This window comes from Pseudomonas sp. GW822-FHT06B12 (assembly GCF_058799675.1).
Genome location: NZ_JBXALR010000017.1, coordinates 93,788 through 112,300, shown reverse-complemented (window position 1 = coordinate 112,300; position 18,513 = coordinate 93,788). Strand labels below are relative to the sequence as shown.

Annotated in this window: 16 protein-coding genes; 9 read left to right on the top strand and 7 right to left on the bottom strand. The window is 59.8% G+C overall.

Annotated features, from left to right (window positions below; genetic code table 11):
• The coding region (locus AC1RKH_RS26810) for an Ig-like domain-containing protein (protein WP_493184055.1) at window positions 1-1,079 on the bottom strand (1,079 nt) is incomplete at its 3' end.
• 844 nt (window positions 1,080-1,923) lie between these two features.
• On the opposite strand from AC1RKH_RS26810, the gene AC1RKH_RS26805 reads away from it, so the two are divergent.
• From AC1RKH_RS26805 to AC1RKH_RS26795, 3 genes are read left to right on the top strand one after another with little or no spacing between them, the layout of a single operon-like run.
• Complete coding sequence (locus AC1RKH_RS26805) at window positions 1,924-3,288, top strand: TolC family outer membrane protein (RefSeq protein ID WP_493064329.1); 1,365 nt, start codon at window positions 1,924-1,926, stop codon at window positions 3,286-3,288.
• An 18-nt stretch (window positions 3,289-3,306) separates the two neighbouring features.
• On the top strand, window positions 3,307-5,466 hold the full coding sequence (locus AC1RKH_RS26800; RefSeq protein ID WP_493064328.1) for a type I secretion system permease/ATPase: 2,160 nt from the start codon (window positions 3,307-3,309) through the stop codon (window positions 5,464-5,466).
• A 9-nt stretch (window positions 5,467-5,475) separates the two neighbouring features.
• Entirely contained in the window at window positions 5,476-6,831 is a 1,356-nt protein-coding gene (locus AC1RKH_RS26795; RefSeq protein WP_493064327.1) for an HlyD family type I secretion periplasmic adaptor subunit, read from the top strand.
• A gap of 14 nt (window positions 6,832-6,845) precedes the next feature.
• Here AC1RKH_RS26795 and AC1RKH_RS26790 read toward each other — a convergent pair whose 3' ends face one another.
• Window positions 6,846-7,439 (bottom strand): tRNA-uridine aminocarboxypropyltransferase, encoded by a 594-nt coding sequence (locus AC1RKH_RS26790; RefSeq protein ID WP_493064326.1) that lies wholly within the window; start codon window positions 7,437-7,439, stop codon window positions 6,846-6,848.
• A 13-nt stretch (window positions 7,440-7,452) separates the two neighbouring features.
• Entirely contained in the window at window positions 7,453-8,346 is an 894-nt protein-coding gene (locus tag AC1RKH_RS26785) for a LysR family transcriptional regulator (RefSeq protein ID WP_123423399.1), read from the bottom strand.
• A gap of 363 nt (window positions 8,347-8,709) precedes the next feature.
• Here AC1RKH_RS26785 and speB point away from each other — a divergent pair, with 363 nt between their 5' ends.
• The 5 genes from speB (at window position 8,710) to AC1RKH_RS26760 (ending at window position 13,988) form a co-directional block, all read left to right on the top strand.
• A complete protein-coding gene (gene speB / locus AC1RKH_RS26780; protein ID WP_493064325.1) occupies window positions 8,710-9,660 on the top strand; it encodes an agmatinase in 951 nt (316 codons plus the stop codon).
• A gap of 9 nt (window positions 9,661-9,669) precedes the next feature.
• Window positions 9,670-10,092 (top strand): YybH family protein, encoded by a 423-nt coding sequence (locus AC1RKH_RS26775; RefSeq protein ID WP_493064324.1) that lies wholly within the window; start codon window positions 9,670-9,672, stop codon window positions 10,090-10,092.
• A 55-nt stretch (window positions 10,093-10,147) separates the two neighbouring features.
• Window positions 10,148-11,659 carry a purine-cytosine permease family protein gene (locus tag AC1RKH_RS26770; protein ID WP_493064323.1) on the top strand — a complete coding sequence of 504 codons (1,512 nt, stop codon included), beginning with the start codon at window positions 10,148-10,150 and terminating at the stop codon, window positions 11,657-11,659.
• 138 nt (window positions 11,660-11,797) lie between these two features.
• Window positions 11,798-13,177 (top strand): sodium:solute symporter family protein, encoded by a 1,380-nt coding sequence (locus tag AC1RKH_RS26765; protein WP_493064322.1) that lies wholly within the window; start codon window positions 11,798-11,800, stop codon window positions 13,175-13,177.
• 85 nt (window positions 13,178-13,262) lie between these two features.
• Window positions 13,263-13,988 carry an MBL fold metallo-hydrolase gene (locus AC1RKH_RS26760; RefSeq protein WP_493064321.1) on the top strand — a complete coding sequence of 242 codons (726 nt, stop codon included), beginning with the start codon at window positions 13,263-13,265 and terminating at the stop codon, window positions 13,986-13,988.
• A gap of 65 nt (window positions 13,989-14,053) precedes the next feature.
• On the opposite strand, the gene AC1RKH_RS26755 is transcribed toward AC1RKH_RS26760, so the two are convergent.
• Window positions 14,054-14,182 (bottom strand): PA1414 family protein, encoded by a 129-nt coding sequence (locus AC1RKH_RS26755; protein WP_259740122.1) that lies wholly within the window; start codon window positions 14,180-14,182, stop codon window positions 14,054-14,056.
• A 72-nt stretch (window positions 14,183-14,254) separates the two neighbouring features.
• Window positions 14,255-15,190 (bottom strand): putrescine utilization regulator PtrR, encoded by a 936-nt coding sequence (gene ptrR, locus AC1RKH_RS26750; RefSeq protein ID WP_493064320.1) that lies wholly within the window; start codon window positions 15,188-15,190, stop codon window positions 14,255-14,257.
• A gap of 103 nt (window positions 15,191-15,293) precedes the next feature.
• Between ptrR and AC1RKH_RS26745 the strand changes: the two genes are divergently transcribed.
• On the top strand, window positions 15,294-16,472 hold the full coding sequence (locus AC1RKH_RS26745; protein WP_493064319.1) for a YbfB/YjiJ family MFS transporter: 1,179 nt from the start codon (window positions 15,294-15,296) through the stop codon (window positions 16,470-16,472).
• On the opposite strand, the gene AC1RKH_RS26740 is transcribed toward AC1RKH_RS26745, so the two are convergent.
• Complete coding sequence (locus tag AC1RKH_RS26740; protein ID WP_493064318.1) at window positions 16,420-17,349, bottom strand: DMT family transporter; 930 nt, start codon at window positions 17,347-17,349, stop codon at window positions 16,420-16,422. The two genes, AC1RKH_RS26745 and AC1RKH_RS26740, sit on opposite strands and share 53 nt — an antisense overlap.
• Before the next feature lie 101 nt (window positions 17,350-17,450).
• Window positions 17,451-18,287: a CvfB family protein gene (locus tag AC1RKH_RS26735; protein ID WP_123423407.1), complete on the bottom strand. Its 837-nt coding sequence runs from the start codon at window positions 18,285-18,287 to the stop codon at window positions 17,451-17,453.
• Between the last annotated feature and the right edge of the window lie 226 nt (window positions 18,288-18,513).

The window sequence follows — 18,513 nt, the reverse complement described above, 5'->3', positions numbered from 1 at the left end:
GAACTCGAGAGCGCCCCGTGTTCGTCCTGCATCTGGTAGTTGAGCGTCACGTGCTCGACCACGCCCTGCGCCAGGTGATCGAAATCGCTCCCTGGGTTGAACAGCAGCTGGTTGCCGACCACGCTGGCCGTGCCTTTGTTCGCCGGCGCACTGACCGAGTTCAGCGTGAACACATGGCCGTCGTCGACATCGGTATCATTGGCCAGCACGTTAACGGTCAGGGTCTGGTTTTCCGTGCCGGCGGCCACATCGGCCACCGCTATCGGACCGTCGTTGGTACCGGTGATCAACCATGACATCGACCCGGGAGTCGTGGCAATGCCGTCGGTAACACCAAAGCTCACCGTCACCGTCATCGGCTCGCCTGCTGCGAGGTGTTGGTAGGCAGCGTTCGTCGGGTCAAGCGTGAAAGAATGCGTTGTCGCGTCATAGCTCACGCCGGCCGGGAGGGAGGCCGGGAGGTTAACGACAGAAAGTGTAGTGCCATGATCGACGTCTGAGGCGTGTGCTAACGCGTTCAACGTGACAGCATGCCCGTCCTCAGTGGCATTGCCAGTTACTGTGCCCGTCACCACCGGCGCGTCGTTGCTGCCTGCAAACTGCACCGTCGCAGTGGCCCAACTGAGCGTGCCGTTGCCGAGACGAATCGCATAAGTAAAGCTATCCGTCAGGGACTCGCCAACAGCAAGCGCCTGGAGTTGTACCTTGAAAGCATCCGACAAAGTAGCAACGTCGTAGCCGACCGTGCCATCCGACGTAATCCAGATCTTTGCACCATTGAAACTGGTGTCAGAACTCGTCGCCTCAACTCTGCCAGTGTCTTGGGTCAGGAGGTCGGCCGGAGCATAAACCTTGGTGGCAGTAGAAACACTGGTCGCGTTATCGAGTGACCAGAGTGTCTTCGCGTTGCCGCCGAGATCATTGGACATGACGTCCAGATACACGATCTTCTGCAGATCTTCAGTGATGGTCACGCTGCCCGTGCCAGTAACACCAGTAGTGAAGATGTCATCCGTTGCCTGCGGCGTGTTGGAAAATGAAGTAACGGTTCCGCCGCTGGTAGTTGTGGTGCTAGCCATGTCTTTCTCCCGAGAATTCCAATTTTTTTAAGAATCGCTACAGACTGTTAACAGCCACAAAACGGACTCTTCTTTGCTGGAGCAAACCGGCGCAGTGTTCTGTCCATTCACGATGTCGTCATCCGATGCCTGTGAGGCGATTAGGGCGAAGTCCCGCTTTTGTACCGCTCAGGTTGTTCAGGAGCGGTGCAAGGCGGCCGCCGGACATCGTCGGCCAGCTGGGCAGCCGACTGCCGGGCCTGACTGGATGGGCGCTGCCGGCAGAGGGGCGTCGGTATCGCGATGGTGGAGAAGCTCGCCGCGCTTGAGGAGCGGATCGCAGGACAGGTTGGGCGAACGTGGGACCGAGCCTGAGGCTGCGCTGCGCATGCCGCGCAATAAACCGAGAGCGCCCATGTGGAAGGGACTCCTGAAATAATGGCTGGGTGGGGCCGTATCTTGGGGTAGCACTGACTCAGGGAGACGGCCTTCCCTGATATCAGTTGGATGTTTGTTTAGTTGTCGGGTCAGGTGTTGTAAAGGTGTTACACGAAGGGAAAGGTGTAATGCGCCAATATTCCGACAAATGGATACTATTGCGCCGATATTCGTCATTATTTTGTCGGTCTATTTTTGGCGAAGGGGTCGGGAGGGCCATGGGCACTCAACACCGGCTTGGCTTGAATGAGCCGAAACCCAAATGGTAGCTGAGCGCATTAGCTTTTTTTGACATAGACCTTATGAGAAATTCCTCTTGGTTTCTCTCTAAGATGTTCTTAGCTCTCTGTTACAAGCCTGAAACGGTTTGACCTATAAAGTTCGTCAATTATCTGGCGACTGATAAGCACCATCAGGATCAGGGACTATGGGCGTTTCGAAACCCCTCTGCTGCGCGATTTTATTGGCCATGGCTTGTTCACATCAGACCCAGGCCATGTCACTGACCGAAGCGATTCAAAGCACGCTGGACAACCACCCGGAGCTGCGCGCCGCGCAAGACAATCGCCTGTCTGCCAATGAGGACGTGAAAGTTGCCAAAGGAGGCTACTACCCAAGCATCGATCTGAGTGCCGCTTACGGACGCGGCTATAGCGACAACTCCACCACGCGCGGCCTGACACCCAGCGGCAATCACACCGAAACCCAGTGGTACACCCGGTCCGAATTGCGCCTGCGGCAAATGCTTTTCGACGGTTTCAATACCGCTAACGAGGTCGGCCGCACGAAATCGGTGTCCAACTCGCGGGCCTATTTCACCCGTGGCACCGCCGAGAGCCTGGCCCTGCGCACCATCGAGGTTTACCTCGACGTGCTCAAGCGCCGAGAGCTGGTGACCCTGGCCACCAACAACCTGCAAGCCCACTTGCGGGTCAACGACCAGATCGGCTTGCGCACTCAGCGCGGTGTCGGCAGCAATGCTGACCTTGATCAATCGAAAGCCCGTCGAGCACTGGCGCAAAACAACCTCGACACCGCACAGGTCGACCTCGCTGACGCCGAGGCCAACTTCTACAGCGCGGTGGGGCGCATGCCCGATGAACTGGAAACACTGCCCTCGGTTCGCGGCGAAGTCCCCGTCAGTCTGCCGGACGCCCGGCAGAGCATGCTGGAAAACAACCCTTACCTTAAATCAGCACAGGCTGACATGAATGCCGCCCAGAGCCAGTACGAAATTGCCAAGTCGCCGTTCTATCCACGCTTCGATGCCGAAGCGGCAGTCGGTGCCAACGACAACGTGCAAGGTGATCTGGGCCACGACAACGAATGGCGGGTTGGCGTGATCATGAACTACAACCTGTTCCGCGGCGGCAGCGATAAGGCCCGCCTGCAATCGGACGCGCACAAAATCAACCAGGCCATGGACATCCGCAACAACGCCCTGCGCATGCTCAACGAAAACATCACCCTGGCCTGGAACGCCATGGTCAACGCGAGGAAACAAACCCCGGCCGCCCGTGAATATGCCGAAACCACCACCCGGGTACGTACGGCCTACCAGGACCAGTTCGGCCTTGGCCAACGGACCCTGCTCGACCTGCTGGACAGTGAAAACGAGCTGTACACCGCCAATCGCCGCTACACCGAAGTGCGTTACACCGAGGAGTTCTCCATGTACCGCGTGTTGGCGAACATGGGTGAATTATTGACCAAGGAAAAAGTCGTGGTGCCGGCGGAAGCGATCGCCCAGACCGAAGTGAAGAGCGAAGCCCGTTTGCCTGATATGAGATAGCTCACTGGAGAGATCGATTTGACCAGCATGGAACCCGGCAACACTGGCGTTGATCCACGCCTGAGCTTTGATGATCCGCTGTTGGATGGTTTGTTGATCCTCTGCAAGCTGCACGACTGCACCGTCAGCCGGGCCAGCCTGAGTGCCGGGCTGCCACTGGCCAGGCAACGCATGAGTCTGGAGCTGCTGCCCCGTGCAGCGGCTCGGGCCAGTTTGCAGGCGCGATTGCTGCGGCGTGAACTGGCGTCGATATCAACGCTCAACCTGCCGGTGATGCTGATCCTCAAGAATGGCCGCTGCGCGGTCTTGCGGCGCTGGGGCGACGATGGCAAGGCGCTGATTCTGCCCAGCGAGGCCGAGGGCGGTGAACAATGGGTCAGCCGTGAAGAGCTGACCGAGGAATACAGTGGCCAGGCGTTATTCGCCCGGCCACGACATGAGCTCGAAGACTTGCGCTCACCGCTGGTGCCGCGCGTCGAGGCCTGGTTTCGCGACACCTTGAAGCTGTCGCGCTGGCTCTACAGCGATGCGATTCTGGCGAGTCTCCTGATTAACCTGCTGGGGCTGATGGTTCCGCTGTTTGTAATGCAGACCTACGACCGGGTAGTGCCGAACCAGGCCACCTCGACCTTGTGGGTGCTGGCTATAGGGCTGTTGATCGGTACCGGTTTTGAACTGGTGCTGCGGATCGTACGCGCGCATTTGCTGGACACCGCCGGGAAGCAAACCGACGTGATCCTTTCCGCGACTTTGTTCGAACGTATCACCGGCATGTCGATGAAAGCGCGACCGGCAACCATTGGCGGTTTTGCCCAAAGCATCCACGACTTCCAGGGGCTGCGCGAGTTTCTCACCGCCGTGACCCTGACCAGCCTGATCGACCTGCCGTTCACGGTGCTGATGCTGGTGGTGATCGGCCTGCTCGGTGGCTGGCTGGTGGTCATCCCGCTGCTGGCGTTCCCGATCACCATCCTCTTCGCGATGATGATCCAGATCCGCCTGCGCGACACGGTCCGCAAGAGTCTGGCGCTTGGCGCCGAACGCCAGGCACTGCTGATCGAAACCCTCGGTAGCCTGGAAACCCTCAAGGCCTGTAGCGCCGAAAGCGAACGCCAGCACAAATGGGAAAGCACCCACGGCGCCCTCACCCGCCTCGACAGCCATGCCCGCAACCTGTCGGCGCTGGTCACCAACGGCACACAGTTCATCCAGCAGTTCTCCGGCATGGCAACCATCGTCGCCGGGGTCTACAGCATCATCGCCAGTAACCTCAGCGTCGGCGCCCTGGTGGCGACCTACATGCTCGGCAGCCGCGTCCTCGCACCGTTGGGGCAAATCGCCGGGCTGATCACCCGCTACCAACAAGCCCAGCTGACCATGCGCAGCACCGATACGCTGATGTCCCTGCCGCAAGAACGCGATGCCAAACAGCGGCCACTTGAGCGCACGCAGTTGCTGGGTGCACTGGACGTCAGCGGCGTGACCTTCCGCTACAACGGGCAAAACGCCCCGGCTCTGTCCAACGTCAGCTTCAGTGTAAAACCCGGCGAACGGATCGGTGTCATCGGCCGCAGCGGCTCGGGCAAAAGCACCTTGACGCGGTTGGTGATGGGTTTCTATGCACCGGAAGAAGGCCAACTGCTGCTCGATGGCCTGGACCTGAGGCAACTGGACGTCGCCGACCTGCGCCAGCAAATCGGTTATGTCGCCCACGACCTTCCGCTACTGGCCGGGAGCCTGCGGGACAACCTGACCCTTGGCGCACGCTACATCAGCGACTCGCGGATGCTCGAAGTGGCCGAACTGACCGGTGTCACTGACCTCGCCCGCCAGCACCCGCAAGGCTTTGATCGGCCTGTCGGTGAGCGCGGCCAGTTGCTGTCCGGCGGCCAGCGTCAGGCGGTGCTGCTGGCCCGAGCGTTGTTGCTCGACCCGCCAATCATGTTGCTCGACGAACCCACCAGCGCCATGGACAACAGCAGCGAAGATGTTCTGCGCCAACGCCTGCATAAGTGGCTTCCGGGTAAAACCTTGCTGCTGGTCACCCACCGCACCTCGATGCTCAGCCTGGTGGACCGTCTAGTGGTGCTGGACAACGGCCGGATCGTCGCCGACGGTCCGAAAGAAGCGGTCATCGATGCACTGCGCAAGGGCCGTGTCGGCTCTGCGGCTGTTTAGGAGTCGCCTATGTCTGCTTCACAAGGTTCGCGCGGCTATTTCAACAGCTTCAGCAAAAGCGCAGAAAGCGAATTCATGCCCGACATCTACGCAGCATCGCTGCAGGATTCGCCGCGCTGGTCGCGGATGACAGTGTGGATCGCCGCGGCGCTGATCATCACCGCGCTGGTCTGGGCCAAATTTGCCGTGCTGCAAGAAGTCACCATAGGTGAAGGCAAGGCCATACCGTCGAGCAAGGTTCAGGTGATCCAGAACCTGGAGGGCGGTATCGTCACCGAGATCTTCGTGCGTGAAGGGCAAATAGTGAACAAAGGCGATACCCTGCTGCGCCTTGATGACACACGGTTTCTGTCTAACAAGGGTGAGAGTGAAGCGGATCGCTTTGCCTTGATCGCAAAGATCGAGCGGTTGTCTGCCGAAGCCGAGGGTCGGCCTTTCAAGCTCTCTGACAAGGTCATCGCAAATGCCCCACAAGTGGCTGAAGACGAGCGCTCGCTGTTTGAACAACGGCAACGTCGCCTGGCCAGCGAGCAACGCACACTGACGGAACAACTTCGACAAAAAACCCAGGAATTGGCAGAGTTTCGTTCCAAACAGGGCCAGTTCAGTTCCAGCCTGGGTTTGCTCCAACAGGAAATGAACATGTCGGCGCCGCTGGTGGGAACCGGCGCGGTTTCGCCGGTGGAAATACTTCGTCTCAAACGCAGCGCGGTGGAAATCCGTGGTTCGCTGGACGCCACCACCCTGGCGATTCCCCGGGCCGAATCGGCGATCAACGAGATCAAAAGCAAGATCGATGAATCAGTGCAAGGCTTTCGCTCGGACGCCGCCAAGGAGCTCAACGAGAAACGCACCGACCTGTCGAAAATCACCGCGTCGAGCATTGCCATCGATGACCAGGTCACCCGCACCACGGTGGTGTCGCCGGTGCACGGGGTGATCAAGCAACTGAAGGTCAACACCATCGGTGGCGTGGTTCAGCCGGGCAGCGACATAGTGGAAATCGTGCCGCTGGAAGACAACCTGCTGATCGAGGCCAAGGTCCGCCCGCAAGACGTGGCGTTCCTGCATCCTGCCCAGAAAGCCATGGTCAAGTTCAGCGCCTACGACTACACGATCTATGGCGGCCTGAGCGCCAAACTCGAACTGATCGGCGCCGACACCATCACCGACGACAAGGGCAACAGCTTTTACCTGATTCAGGTACGCACCGACAAAAACCACTTGGGCGGCGACGTTAAGCCGCTGCTGATCATCCCGGGGATGGTCGCTACGGTGGACATCATCACCGGCGAGAAAAGCGTGCTGGATTACCTGCTCAAGCCTGTGCTCAAAGCCCGGACCGAGGCGATGCGGGAACGGTAAAGATCTTTTCGCGTTTAGCCGCCGTGATTGCGCTGGTATGTTTCCTCGCCCATCGCCGCGATCTGCCCTTCAATCAATGCCTCAAATGGTCGCAACAGCGGCTCGAACGAGGCTGGCGCCTCAAGCACCTGCAACGCCTGCACGATCGCCTCCACCGTCGACAACGCCCCAGGCCCTGGTGCCTTGCGCAACCGATATCGTGACACCGCGCCTTCGGCCAGTGTCACTCGGGGCAACGCTGCCAGCAATGGATTGAGGTGCAGCATCTTGCGCGCCTTGCGCCAGGTGCCGTCCGGCACCACCAGCAGCAACGGTTGATCGGCGGGCGTATAGGCCTGCAACGGTTGCGCGTCGTCAGCAGGGAACAGCAAGCGGGCCTGATAACCCGGTTGACTCAACAGACCCGGCAAATCCTCGAACACTTCGCCGACGATCAGTTCGGCATTGTTCAGCCCCAGCGCCGCCAGCCGCGCGGTGTTTAACGCATGGTTCACCTCGCTCGGATGCTGCAACAGCAGCACTCGGGTGCGGCTGTCGAGGCTGGGAATCAACGGGCACAGGCAATGGGTTTGCGGGCGCAGGCAACGGGCGCATTGGATTCTGGACATACGATTCTCCCGATCAGGCCTGGTTGAGCTGCGCTTTGAGCAAGTCGCGGAAGGTCTGGATCAATGGCTCACGACTGCGTCCACGACGCACGATCATCGAAAACGGTGCCTGGTAGCCGAAGGTGGCCGGCAGCAGCACGCGCAAATCACCCTTGTCGGCCCAGGCCTGGGCGTAGTGCTCCGGCAGGTAGCCGATGTAGGCGCCGGACAGCACCAGAATCAGTTGCGCTTCCATACTCTCCACCGTCGCCGCGCTGTGCTTGAAGCCGTGGCGAGCCAATTCGGCCTGGCTCCAGTAACCACGACCGACCATGCGCTGCTGGGTGATCAGTTGCTCGGGAATCCGCCGCTCGGCGAACAACGGATGGCGACTGCTGCAATACAACCAGTGCTGTTCTCGGTAGAGCGGCATGTAGACCAGCCCGCTCATGCGCGTGGAGAACGCACCGATGGCCAGATCGAGGCGATTGTCTTGCACGCCGAGTTGCAGCTCGTAAGGGCTCATCACCGACAAATGCAAATGCACGGCCGGGTGCTCCTGACTGTAGGCACCGATAGCTTCGGCGAATGGCAAAGCCTTATCGCTGACGGTCGAGTCGATCACCCCGAGGTTGAGCGTACCGCGCAGTTCGCCCTTGAGCGCCGCGGCGTACTGTTCGAAACCTTCAAGTTCACCGAACAGACGCAACGTCTCCTGATGGAAGAGCTCGCCCTTGCTGGTCAGGCTGAAACCACCACGCCCACGATGACAAAGCACCAGCCCCAACGCTGCTTCGAGCTGGCTCATGTAGGTGCTGATGGCCGACGTCGAGAGGTTGAGCTCGTGCTGAGCGTTGGCAAACCCCTGATGACGCACCACGCTGACAAAGATGCGCAATAGTTTCAGGTCGGGTAAAGCGTTGGCCATGGGGGGGCTCCGGTTGCAAGGAAATGCGCGCGCTTCTTGTGGCGAGGGAGCTTGCTCCCGCTGGGCCGTGAAACGGCCCCTCCGGTCGAGGTGCTTATTCTGGCACTCCGCGTTCTCCGGTTTGCGGCCGCTACGCAGCCGAGCGGGAGCAAGCTCCCTCGCCACAGGTTGGGTGTCCTTCCCGTGAATGTGTGAAGTCTATCGTTGCCACGGCCATTAGTTTAGAAAAATCTGAACTAAGTATTTGCCAATAGCGATTCTTCTCCCGCACTACATTTCGCAGAATCCGCTCAACAGGTGCCTGTGCGATCCCTTTGCGCGGTGCAACCCCATAAATAAAACAATGATGATGAGGCCATACCCGTGGACAAGATTCTTCACCAACCACTGGGCGGCAATGAAATGCCGCGCTTCGGCGGCATCGCCACCATGATGCGACTCCCCCACTTGCAAACCGCTGCCGGCCTGGACGCTGCCTTCATTGGCATCCCGCTGGACATCGGCACTTCCCTGCGCGCCGGCACCCGCTTCGGGCCACGCGGGATCCGCGCTGAATCGGTAATGATCCGCCCGTACAACATGGCCACCGGTGCTGCGCCGTTCGACTCGCTGTCGGTTGCCGACATCGGTGACGTGGCGATCAACACCTTCAACCTGCTGGATGCCGTGCGCATCATCGAAGAGTCCTACAACGAGATCCTCGAACACGACGTGATCCCGCTGACCCTCGGTGGCGACCACACCATCACCCTGCCGATCCTGCGTGCCATCCACAAAAAACACGGCAAAGTCGGCCTGGTCCACATCGACGCCCATGCCGATGTGAACGATCACATGTTCGGCGAGAAAATCGCCCACGGCACCACCTTCCGTCGCGCTGTTGAAGAAGGTCTTCTGGACTGCGACCGCGTCGTGCAGATTGGCCTGCGTGCTCAGGGTTACACCGCTGAAGACTTCAACTGGAGCCGCAAACAGGGCTTTCGCGTGGTTCAGGCTGAAGAGTGCTGGCACAAGTCGCTGGAACCTCTGATGGCTGAAGTCCGCGAAAAAGTCGGCGGTGGCCCGGTGTACCTGAGTTTCGACATCGACGGCATCGATCCGGCCTGGGCTCCAGGCACCGGCACCCCGGAAATCGGCGGTCTGACGACCATTCAGGCGATCGAAATCGTTCGTGGCTGCCAAGGCCTCGACCTGGTCGGCTGCGATCTGGTAGAAGTCTCGCCGCCTTACGACACCACCGGCAATACCTCGCTGCTGGGTGCCAACCTGCTGTACGAAATGCTCTGCGTACTGCCGGGCGTGGCTCACCGCTGAGGTTTGACCATGAACGCACGTGATCAGGTCCTCGACGCCGCCGCCGAACTGGTGTCGGCGTTCGCTCAAAATGATCGCGAAGCCTACTTCGGCGCGTTTAGCGCCGATGCCAGCTTCGTGTTCTACACCCTCGAACAGCCGTTGCTGTCGCGCGATGCCTATCAGGCGTTGTGGGACACCTGGCGCTTCGAGGATGGCTTCGAGGTGCTTTCGTGCACCTCAAGCAACGCCTTCGTCAGCCTGCAAGGTGACGTGGCGGTGTTTGTCCATGACGTGGCCACCGAGTTGCGCATGCAAGGGGAGCAACATTTCAGCCAGGAACGCGAAACCATTGTTTTTAGAAAACAGGTGTCTCGCAAACAACAAGAAGGCCGTTGGCTGGCCTGCCACGAACATTTGTCCGCAATGCCGGAAGGGCTGCCCTCCCCTTAGCCAAGACAGGTGACGCTCGCACACGATGAGCGCGCCTCTATGATCGGAGCAGATCATGAATAACAACAACAAAGACCAAAGCCTTACGCAAATTGAAACCCACGGGGTCGAACAGATCCCCGACCACGAACGTACCGCAAGTCCGCTGGATTTGTTCCGGATGATCTTCGGTGGTTCGAACACCTTCGCCACCGCCGTGCTCGGCAGTTTCCCGGTGCTGTTCGGTTTGTCTTTTCAAGCCGGCGTCTGGGCGATTGTGCTGGGTGTACTGGTCGGCTCACTGATTCTTGCGCCGATGGGCCTGTTCGGCCCGCTCAACGGCACCAACAACGCCGTGTCTTCCGGTGCGCACTTCGGCGTGCACGGGCGGATCGTCGGTTCGTTCCTGTCGTTGCTGACCGCCATCGCGTTCTTCTCACTCTCGGTGTGGAGCTCGGGTGACGCGTTGATCGGTGGCGCCAAGCGCTTGATCGGTATTCCGGAAAACGACCTGACCCTGGCATTGGCCTACGGCCTGTTCGCCATTCTGGTGCTGACGGTATGCATCTACGGCTTCCGCTTCCTGTTGTGGGTCAACAAGATCGCGGTGTGGAGCGCCAGCTTGCTGTTCCTGCTGGGGATCTTCGCCTTCGCCGGCCCCTTCGATGCGAACTTCGCCGGTAGCGTCAACCACGGTCAACCTGGCTTCTGGGCAGCCTTCATCGGCTCCACGTTGCTGGCGATGAGCAACCCGATTTCCTTCGGCGCGTTCCTCGGTGACTGGTCACGCTACATCCCGCGCGAAACCTCGAAAGGCCGAATCATGGCCGCCGTGGTGATCTCGCAAATCGCCACCCTGATCCCATTCATGTTCGGCCTGACCACCGCGACCATCGTGGCGATCAAGGCACCGGATTACATCGCTACGAACAACTATGTCGGTGGCCTGCTGGCCGTGTCGCCGAGCTGGTTCTTCCTGCCGGTGTGCCTGATCGCGGTGATCGGCGGTATGTCCACCGGCACCACCTCGCTGTATGGCACCGGCCTGGACATGTCCAGCGTGTTCCCGCGCCTGCTGTCGCGGGTCAAGGCAACCTTGCTGATTGGCGCGCTGTCGATTGCCTTCATCTTCATCGGGCGCTTTGCGGCGAACCTGGTGCAGAGCGTGTCGACCTTCGCCGTGCTGATCATCACCTGCACCACCCCGTGGATGGTGATCATGATCATCGGCCTGCTGGTGCGTCGCGGCTTCTACTGCCCGGATGACTTGCAAGTGTTCACCCGTGGCGAGAAAGGCGGACGCTACTGGTTCCAGCACGGCTGGAACTGGCGTGGCCTGGGTGCCTGGATCCCGAGTGCAATGGTCGGCCTGTGCTTCGTCAACCTGCCGGGTCAATTTGTCGGCCCACTGGGCGACCTGGCCGGCGGAATCGACATCAGCCTGCCGGTGACCCTGGGTCTCGCGTCGCTGGTGTACCTGGCACTGCTGAGCCTGTTCCCGGAGCCGGCGGCCGTGTTCGGGCCGAACGACCCACGCAGCAAGGGCACGGATTCGCTCGCTAAACCGGTCATGCGCCAAGCCGCCTGACTCAAGCACTACCCGTAGGAGCAAGGCTTGCCCGCGATGAACGATGACGCGGTTGAGCTGATACACCGAGGCGCCTGCATCACGGGCAGCCTTGTACCTACAAGACTCATATAAGAAAGACAATCGGAGACACGCTTCATGGCTTTGGATTTATTCGTTGTACTCATCTATGCCGCCGGCATGCTGGTGCTGGGCTATTACGGCATGCGCAAGGCCAAGACCCACGAAGACTACCTCGTGGCCGGGCGTAACCTCGGCCCGACCCTGTACATGGGCACCATGGCCGCCACCGTACTGGGCGGCGCATCGACCGTCGGTACCGTTCGCCTGGGCTACGTCCACGGCATTTCCGGTTTCTGGCTGTGTGCTGCACTGGGTTGCGGGATCATCGCGCTGAACCTGTTCCTGGCCAAGCCGCTGCTCAAACTGAAGATCTTCACCGTTACCCAGATCCTCGAAAAGCGTTACAACCCAATGGCCCGCCAAGCCAGTGCGGTGATCATGCTGGCCTACGCGCTGATGATTGGCGTGACCTCGATCCTCGCGATCGGCACCGTGCTGCAAGTGCTGTTCGGCCTGCCGTTCTGGATTTCGGTAGTACTCGGCGGTGGCGTGGTGGTGGTGTATTCGACCATCGGCGGCATGTGGTCGCTGACCCTGACCGACATCGTTCAGTTCGTGATCAAGACCGTTGGCCTGATGTTCATCCTGTTGCCAATCTGCCTGTACCGCGTGGGCGGCTGGGATGAACTGGTGTTGAAACTGCCAGCGTCGAGCTTCAGCTTCACCACCATTGGCTGGGACACCATCATCACCTACTTCATGATCTACTTCTTCGGCATCCTGATTGGTCAGGACATCTGGCAACGGGTGTTCACCGCCAAGAACGAAAAAGTCGCTCAGTACGCAGGTACCGTCGCCGGCGTCTACTGCATATTCTACGGCCTGGCGTGCGCGCTGATCGGTATGGCTGCTCATGTGCTGATCCCCGACCTGGGCAACGTCAACAACGCCTTCGCCGCGATCGTCAAAGCTTCGCTGCCGGATGGCATTCGTGGTCTGGTGATCGCTGCTGCCCTGGCGGCCATGATGTCCACCGCCAGCGCCGGCCTGCTCGCCGCGTCCACCACACTGACCGAAGACCTGCTGCCAAAACTGCGCGGTGGTAAACAGTCGAGCCTGAAGATCAACCGCCTCTTCACTATGCTGACCGGTATTGTCGTACTGGGTATCGCGCTGGTTGTGAGTGACGTGATCAGCGCTCTGACCCTGGCCTACAACCTGTTGGTGGGCGGCATGCTGGTCCCGTTGATCGGCGCCATTTTCTGGAAACGTGCAACCACCTCCGGCGCTATCGCCAGCATGGGCCTGGGCTTCGTCACTGCCCTGGTGTTCATGTTCAAGGATGGCCTGGACGCCAACACCCCGATCTACTACAGCCTGGCTGTTGGCCTGGTGAGCTTCGTCATGGTCAGCCTGCTGTCCCCTCGTCCTGTCACCGTGGCAAACGCGATCTAACCTCAGGTTAGACGCCATACACCTTTCTTCGGCGGGTGCAGCGTCGGTTGCTGCACCCGTTTTTTTTTGCCTAAAGGAAAGCACCATGAATATCGTCAGTCGCGATCAATGGTTCGAGGTCAAACACCTGAGCGACGGCATTCGGCTGATTCACGAGCCGTACATTCGACCGTTTTACCGCTGCAACCTGTGGCACATTCAGGGCCGCGACAAAGACCTGCTGCTCGACAGCGGCTCGGGCCTGGTCAGCCTGCGCGAACAACTGCCGTGGATTACCGAACGGCCGCTGGTGGCGGTGGCCAGTCATTGCCATTTCGACCATATCGCCGGTCATCACGAATTCCCCGAGCGGCTGGTGCATCCGGCCGAAGCGCAGATCCTCGCCGAGCCTGACGGTGACAACACCCTGTCCAAGGCCTTCGTTGGCGACGAGATGTTCGAAGCCCACCCCGATTGCCCGCTGTGCTACGCCGAATACCGGGTAAAAGCTGCTCCCGCCACGGGACTGATCGAAGAAGGTGACGTGCTGGACCTGGGTAATCGAACCCTGCAAGTGCTGCACACTCCCGGCCATTCACCGGGCGGCATAAGCCTCTTTGAAGTCTCGACCGGCACGCTGTTCAGTGGTGACATCATCTACGACGGGCCGTTGATCGAAGACGCCTATCACTCCAACCTCGAGGATTACGCCCGCAGCCTGCAACGCCTGCGCACACTGCCGATCCGCACCGTACATGGCGGACATTTCGGGAGTTTTTCCGGGGAGAAGTTGCGCGTGATGATTGACCAGTGGCTGCATCAGCACCCTTGAGGCGGGTGCGCTATCGCGCCTCCGACGATGCGGTCGAAGGCTGCGATCTTTTCACGCCGTGTCGCTTACCGGCGGCGTTGCTGACGCCGACGTTGCTCATCGTCAGTGCGGACAGGCACGGGCTGCAGAGGTGGTTCGATCAAACCAAGCGCGACACCGAGGTCATGGAGCCAGTTTTGCAGTTTCTCTTTCATGGTGCCCCCCTTCAGGGTAGTGCTGAGCGACCGGGTTCTATAGACGCTTCATACAGATAGTAGTCCGAAGTCTTACGCAATGCTCGCCTCAGAGCGCAAAGATCTGTTACCGAATCCATCAAAATCAGCCTCAACCGGGCGGCCACCACCGAACGCCGCCTGTTGCACTTCGATCCAGGCATTGAGGTTGGCGCCGACCATGCCCTTGCGCCACATCAGCCAGGTGGTGGCGCTGGCAAAAGGCTCGGCCAACGGATGCACGGCCACGCTCTCGCGTCCCGGCAGACTGGCCAGCATCGACTCGGACATCAGCGCCACACCGGAGCCGGCAATCACACACGCCAGCATCCCTTGATAGGACTCGATTTCCATCGCCCGGCCCATCGCCGCATGATCATGGGCGAACCAGGCCTCCAGGCGCATCCGGTAGGAGCAACCCTGACGAAAAGTGAACACCGAGCGCCCCTGTACATCCAGCGCGCTGCGCACGGGCGGATGATCGGCTTCGCTGATCAGCACCAGCTTTTCATCACATAACGGCACGCCATCGAGCCCTGCCAGCGCCAGCGGGCCATCGACCAGCGCCGCATCAAGGCGCCCGGTGAGCAAGCCTTCGAGCAACTCACCACTGGGACCCGACTGCACTTGCAGATTCACCGCCGGGTAAGTGCGGTGGTAGCGCGCCAGCAACGCCGGCAGATGAATCGCCGCCGTGCTGTACATGGTGCCAAGCACGAAATCACCGGCCGGTTGCCCGCCCTGCACTGCCGCCTGGGCTTCGTCATGCAGGGCAAACAGCTTGGCGGTGTAGTCCAACAGCACTTTACCGGCGGGCGAAAGCTGCAAGCGCTGACGCTCACGCAAGAACAGTTCTACGCCGAGCTGATCCTCAAGCTGCTTGAGCCGCGTCGACAGGTTGGACGGCACCCGATGCAAGCGTTCGGCGGCGCGGGTGATGGAACCTTCCTCGGCCACGGCCTGGAAGATGCGCAATTGGCTGAACTCCACACCTTTCTCCAAACAAGAACAAGTTACTCACTATTATTCATTTTTAAAGAAAGTCAATCAGTCCTAGCCTGACGGTCATTGCTCCTTTGCAGGAATCCTGATCATGTCGCCGCTTGTTCGCCTACTCGCCAGTTTCATTGCCTTGATGATGGCCATGGGCATTGGCCGTTTTGCGCTCACCCCGCAACTGCCACATTTGCTCAGCGAAGGTCAGATCGACCTGACCGCCGCTGGTCTGATTGCGGCAGCCAATTATCTTGGCTACTTCATCGGCGCTGTGGACGCGATGTTCGCCCGTCGCCCCAGGCAAGTCCGTCAGCGCCTGCTCGGCGGTTTATGGCTGTGCGTGCTACTGACCCTTGCCTCGTTCTGGGCCAAAGGCTTCTGGCCGCATCTGTTTTTGCGCTTCGGCACCGGCGTGGCCAGCGCCTGGGTGCTGGTAATGATCACCGCGCTGAGTCAGCCATTGGCGATGGCTGCCGGACGTCCAAAACTCGGCGCATTGGTATTCGCCGGGCCGGGTTTGGGGATTCTTCTGACGGGTTTGCTCGCACTTGGCTCGAACCTGTTGGGACAAAGCTCTGCGACCTTGTGGCTGTTGTATGCCGGCGTGGGCTTGGCAATGCTGCTGGTGATTCTGCCGATCCTGCCGCAACCGGTCGCGAACGTGGCTGTCGCCCCCACCGCCGCGGCCTCAAACACTGCAGCAATCCCGCGCCTGGGTTTGATCTATGCCTTGTATGGTCTGGGCTACATCATTCCGGCGACCTTCCTGTCGCAAATGGCCAGTGCGCGTTTTCAAGGGCAATGGCAGGCCGACCTGTTCTGGCCGAGCTTTGGTCTGGCGGCCGCCATCGGAGTGGTGCTGGTGAGTCTGCGCCGGCAAAAGCCCGATGCCACGCGTCACTGGTTGATCGCCACGTTGTGGCTGCAAGCGGCCGGGGTCTTCGCGTGCCTGTTGGGCAGCGGTCTCGGCCTGGCGTTGGGGGTCATTCTCTGCGGCACGCCGTTTCTGGCCTGCATGCAACTGGTGATGCAACGCTCACGGGAGCTGGCACCGCATGCCACCCAGCGCAACGCCGGCCTGCTGACCGCGTGCTTCGCCGTGGGTCAGCTCAGCGGGCCATTGCTGGCGGCGCTGAGCAGCCACTTCAGCGGTGGTTTGCAACCGGCATTGATGGTGGCTGGCAGCGGCTTGCTGGTGGCCGGTGGTTTGCTGCTGCGTCCACTCAACGCTCCAGCGCTTTGCGCAAACGACGGCGCACCCACTGTTCTGCGCTGACAAAAGTGATGCCGAGCAACACCAGCACCGCACCGACGACGAAGTTGAAACTCAATGGCTCATCGAGCAGCAATACCCCGAAGGTCACACCGAACAGTGGCGTCATGAAGGAGAACACCGCGAGGTTCGACGCCAGGTAACGGCGCAGCAGCCAGAACCACGTCAGGTAGCTGAAAAACGACACCACCAGCCCCTGAAACAGCACGCTGGCCACTGCCACCTGGGTCAGGTGTACATGAGTGATTTGCCCGCTCAGGGCGGCAATCAGCAGCAAACCGAGAAAGCCGACGATCAGTTGATAAAACAGGGTCAAGGTTGCTGGTGCTTCCGACAGCCGTGAGGCGCGCACGACCACGGTGGTCGCGCCCCAGGCAGCCCCGGCCAGCACGCCGAACGCATCGCCGAGCAGCATCCGCCGGTCCAGATTTTCCCAGGACACGCCCCCGGCAAAAGCCACGGCAATACCGATGAACGCCAGCAGGATCCCCAACCATTGCAACCGTCGCAAACGCTCGCTCGGCAACAGCCAGTGCACGCCCAATGCGGTGAAGATCGGCGCGGTATAGAGGAACACCGACATGTGCGCCGCCGTGGTCAGTTTCAGACCTTCGGCGATGAACAAAAACTCGGTGGCAAACAGGCCGCCCGCCAGCAAACCGCCACGCCAGGTGTTGCCAACCTGGTTCCAGCCACCCTTCCAGCAGATCAGCAACCCCACCAGTAACGCGGAAATTCCAGAACGCCCAGCGGCCTGCATCACGGGTGCGATGTCCGCCGCCGCCCATTTGATCATCACCTGCTGGATGCCCCAGACCAGGCACAGTCCCAGCATCACTTGCAGGGCAAAACCATCGGCGCTGCGCCGAGTGGCTATCACCGCGAAACCTCGCGAACGGTTAACGACATGGCAGTTACTCAATAGAAAAAAATGCCCCGGCATTTGGCCGGGGCAGTCAGTTCAGCTCGGCTCGGCTTGGCTCAACTCAGCTCAATGCGATCCGCGTGAATGACGATCTGGCCGTTCTTGTAGAGCGCGCCAATGGCCTTCTTGAAGTTGCCTTTGCTGACACCGAACAGGCTGCTGATCAGTGCCGGGTCGCTCTTGTCGCTGACCGGCAAGGTGCCGTTGTTGTCGCGCAACTTGGCGAGGATCTTCGAGTTCAGGCTGGTGGCGGCTTCTTCACCCACCGGTTGCAGGCTCAGGCTGATCTTGCCGTCGGCACGAACTTCCTTGATGAAGCCCTTCTCTTCCTTGCCGGCACGCATGAACTTGAAGACTTCATTCTTGTGGATCAAACCCCAATGCTTGTTGTTGATGATCGCCTTGAAGCCCATGTCGGTCGCTTCGGCCACCAGCAGGTCAACTTCCTGACCCGGTTTGTAGTTGGCCGGGGTTTTGTCCAGGTAGCGATCCAGACGCGCGGTCGCGGTGATGCGGCGGGTGTGCTTGTCGAGGTAGACGTGCACCACGCAGTATTCGCCAGCGGTCATCTGCCGCTTTTCTTCGGAATACGGCAGCAGCAGGTCCTTGGGCAGACCCCAGTCGAGAAACACACCAATGCTGTTGACTTCAACGACTTTAAGGCTGGCGAAATCACCGACCTGAACTTTCGGTTTTTCGGTAGTTGCGATGAGTTTGTCATCGCTGTCCAGATAAACAAAAACGTTCAGCCAGTCTTCATCTTCGCTGGGAATATCTTTTGGAATATAACGATTAGGCAGAAGGATTTCGCCATCCGCGCCACCGTCCAGATATAAACCAAAGTTAGTGTGTTTAACCACTTGCAAGCTGTTGTAGCGCCCGACTAAAGCCATTTCCAATACCCTCGTTGCTTGGGCGGCATTCTACCCGTTTTTGCCGGTGCCGTTGCGTGGCCCGCTTGCTTGCAAAGAAAAATCCTCTGCGAGGCTCATTTCTCGTGGGTTTTGCGCCAGAGCAGGGGCCGCTCGTCAGACCGCTCAGACGCTTTTTTCTGATATCGGTAAGCCATACACGATATTTTTCACGCCAGCGTTCTTTTTTAAAACAGTAGCTTAGGCA

Coding starts and splice junctions, on each gene's coding strand:
- AC1RKH_RS26805 (WP_493064329.1), top strand. CDS start 1,924: ATGGGCGTTTCGAAACCCCTCTGCTGCGCGATTTTATTGGCCATGGCT.
- AC1RKH_RS26795 (WP_493064327.1), top strand. CDS start 5,476: ATGTCTGCTTCACAAGGTTCGCGCGGCTATTTCAACAGCTTCAGCAAA.
- AC1RKH_RS26790 (WP_493064326.1), bottom strand. CDS start 7,439: ATGTCCAGAATCCAATGCGCCCGTTGCCTGCGCCCGCAAACCCATTGC.
- AC1RKH_RS26785 (WP_123423399.1), bottom strand. CDS start 8,346: ATGGCCAACGCTTTACCCGACCTGAAACTATTGCGCATCTTTGTCAGC.
- AC1RKH_RS26775 (WP_493064324.1), top strand. CDS start 9,670: ATGAACGCACGTGATCAGGTCCTCGACGCCGCCGCCGAACTGGTGTCG.
- AC1RKH_RS26770 (WP_493064323.1), top strand. CDS start 10,148: ATGAATAACAACAACAAAGACCAAAGCCTTACGCAAATTGAAACCCAC.
- AC1RKH_RS26765 (WP_493064322.1), top strand. CDS start 11,798: ATGGCTTTGGATTTATTCGTTGTACTCATCTATGCCGCCGGCATGCTG.
- AC1RKH_RS26760 (WP_493064321.1), top strand. CDS start 13,263: ATGAATATCGTCAGTCGCGATCAATGGTTCGAGGTCAAACACCTGAGC.
- AC1RKH_RS26755 (WP_259740122.1), bottom strand. CDS start 14,182: ATGAAAGAGAAACTGCAAAACTGGCTCCATGACCTCGGTGTCGCGCTT.
- AC1RKH_RS26745 (WP_493064319.1), top strand. CDS start 15,294: ATGTCGCCGCTTGTTCGCCTACTCGCCAGTTTCATTGCCTTGATGATG.
- AC1RKH_RS26735 (WP_123423407.1), bottom strand. CDS start 18,287: ATGGCTTTAGTCGGGCGCTACAACAGCTTGCAAGTGGTTAAACACACT.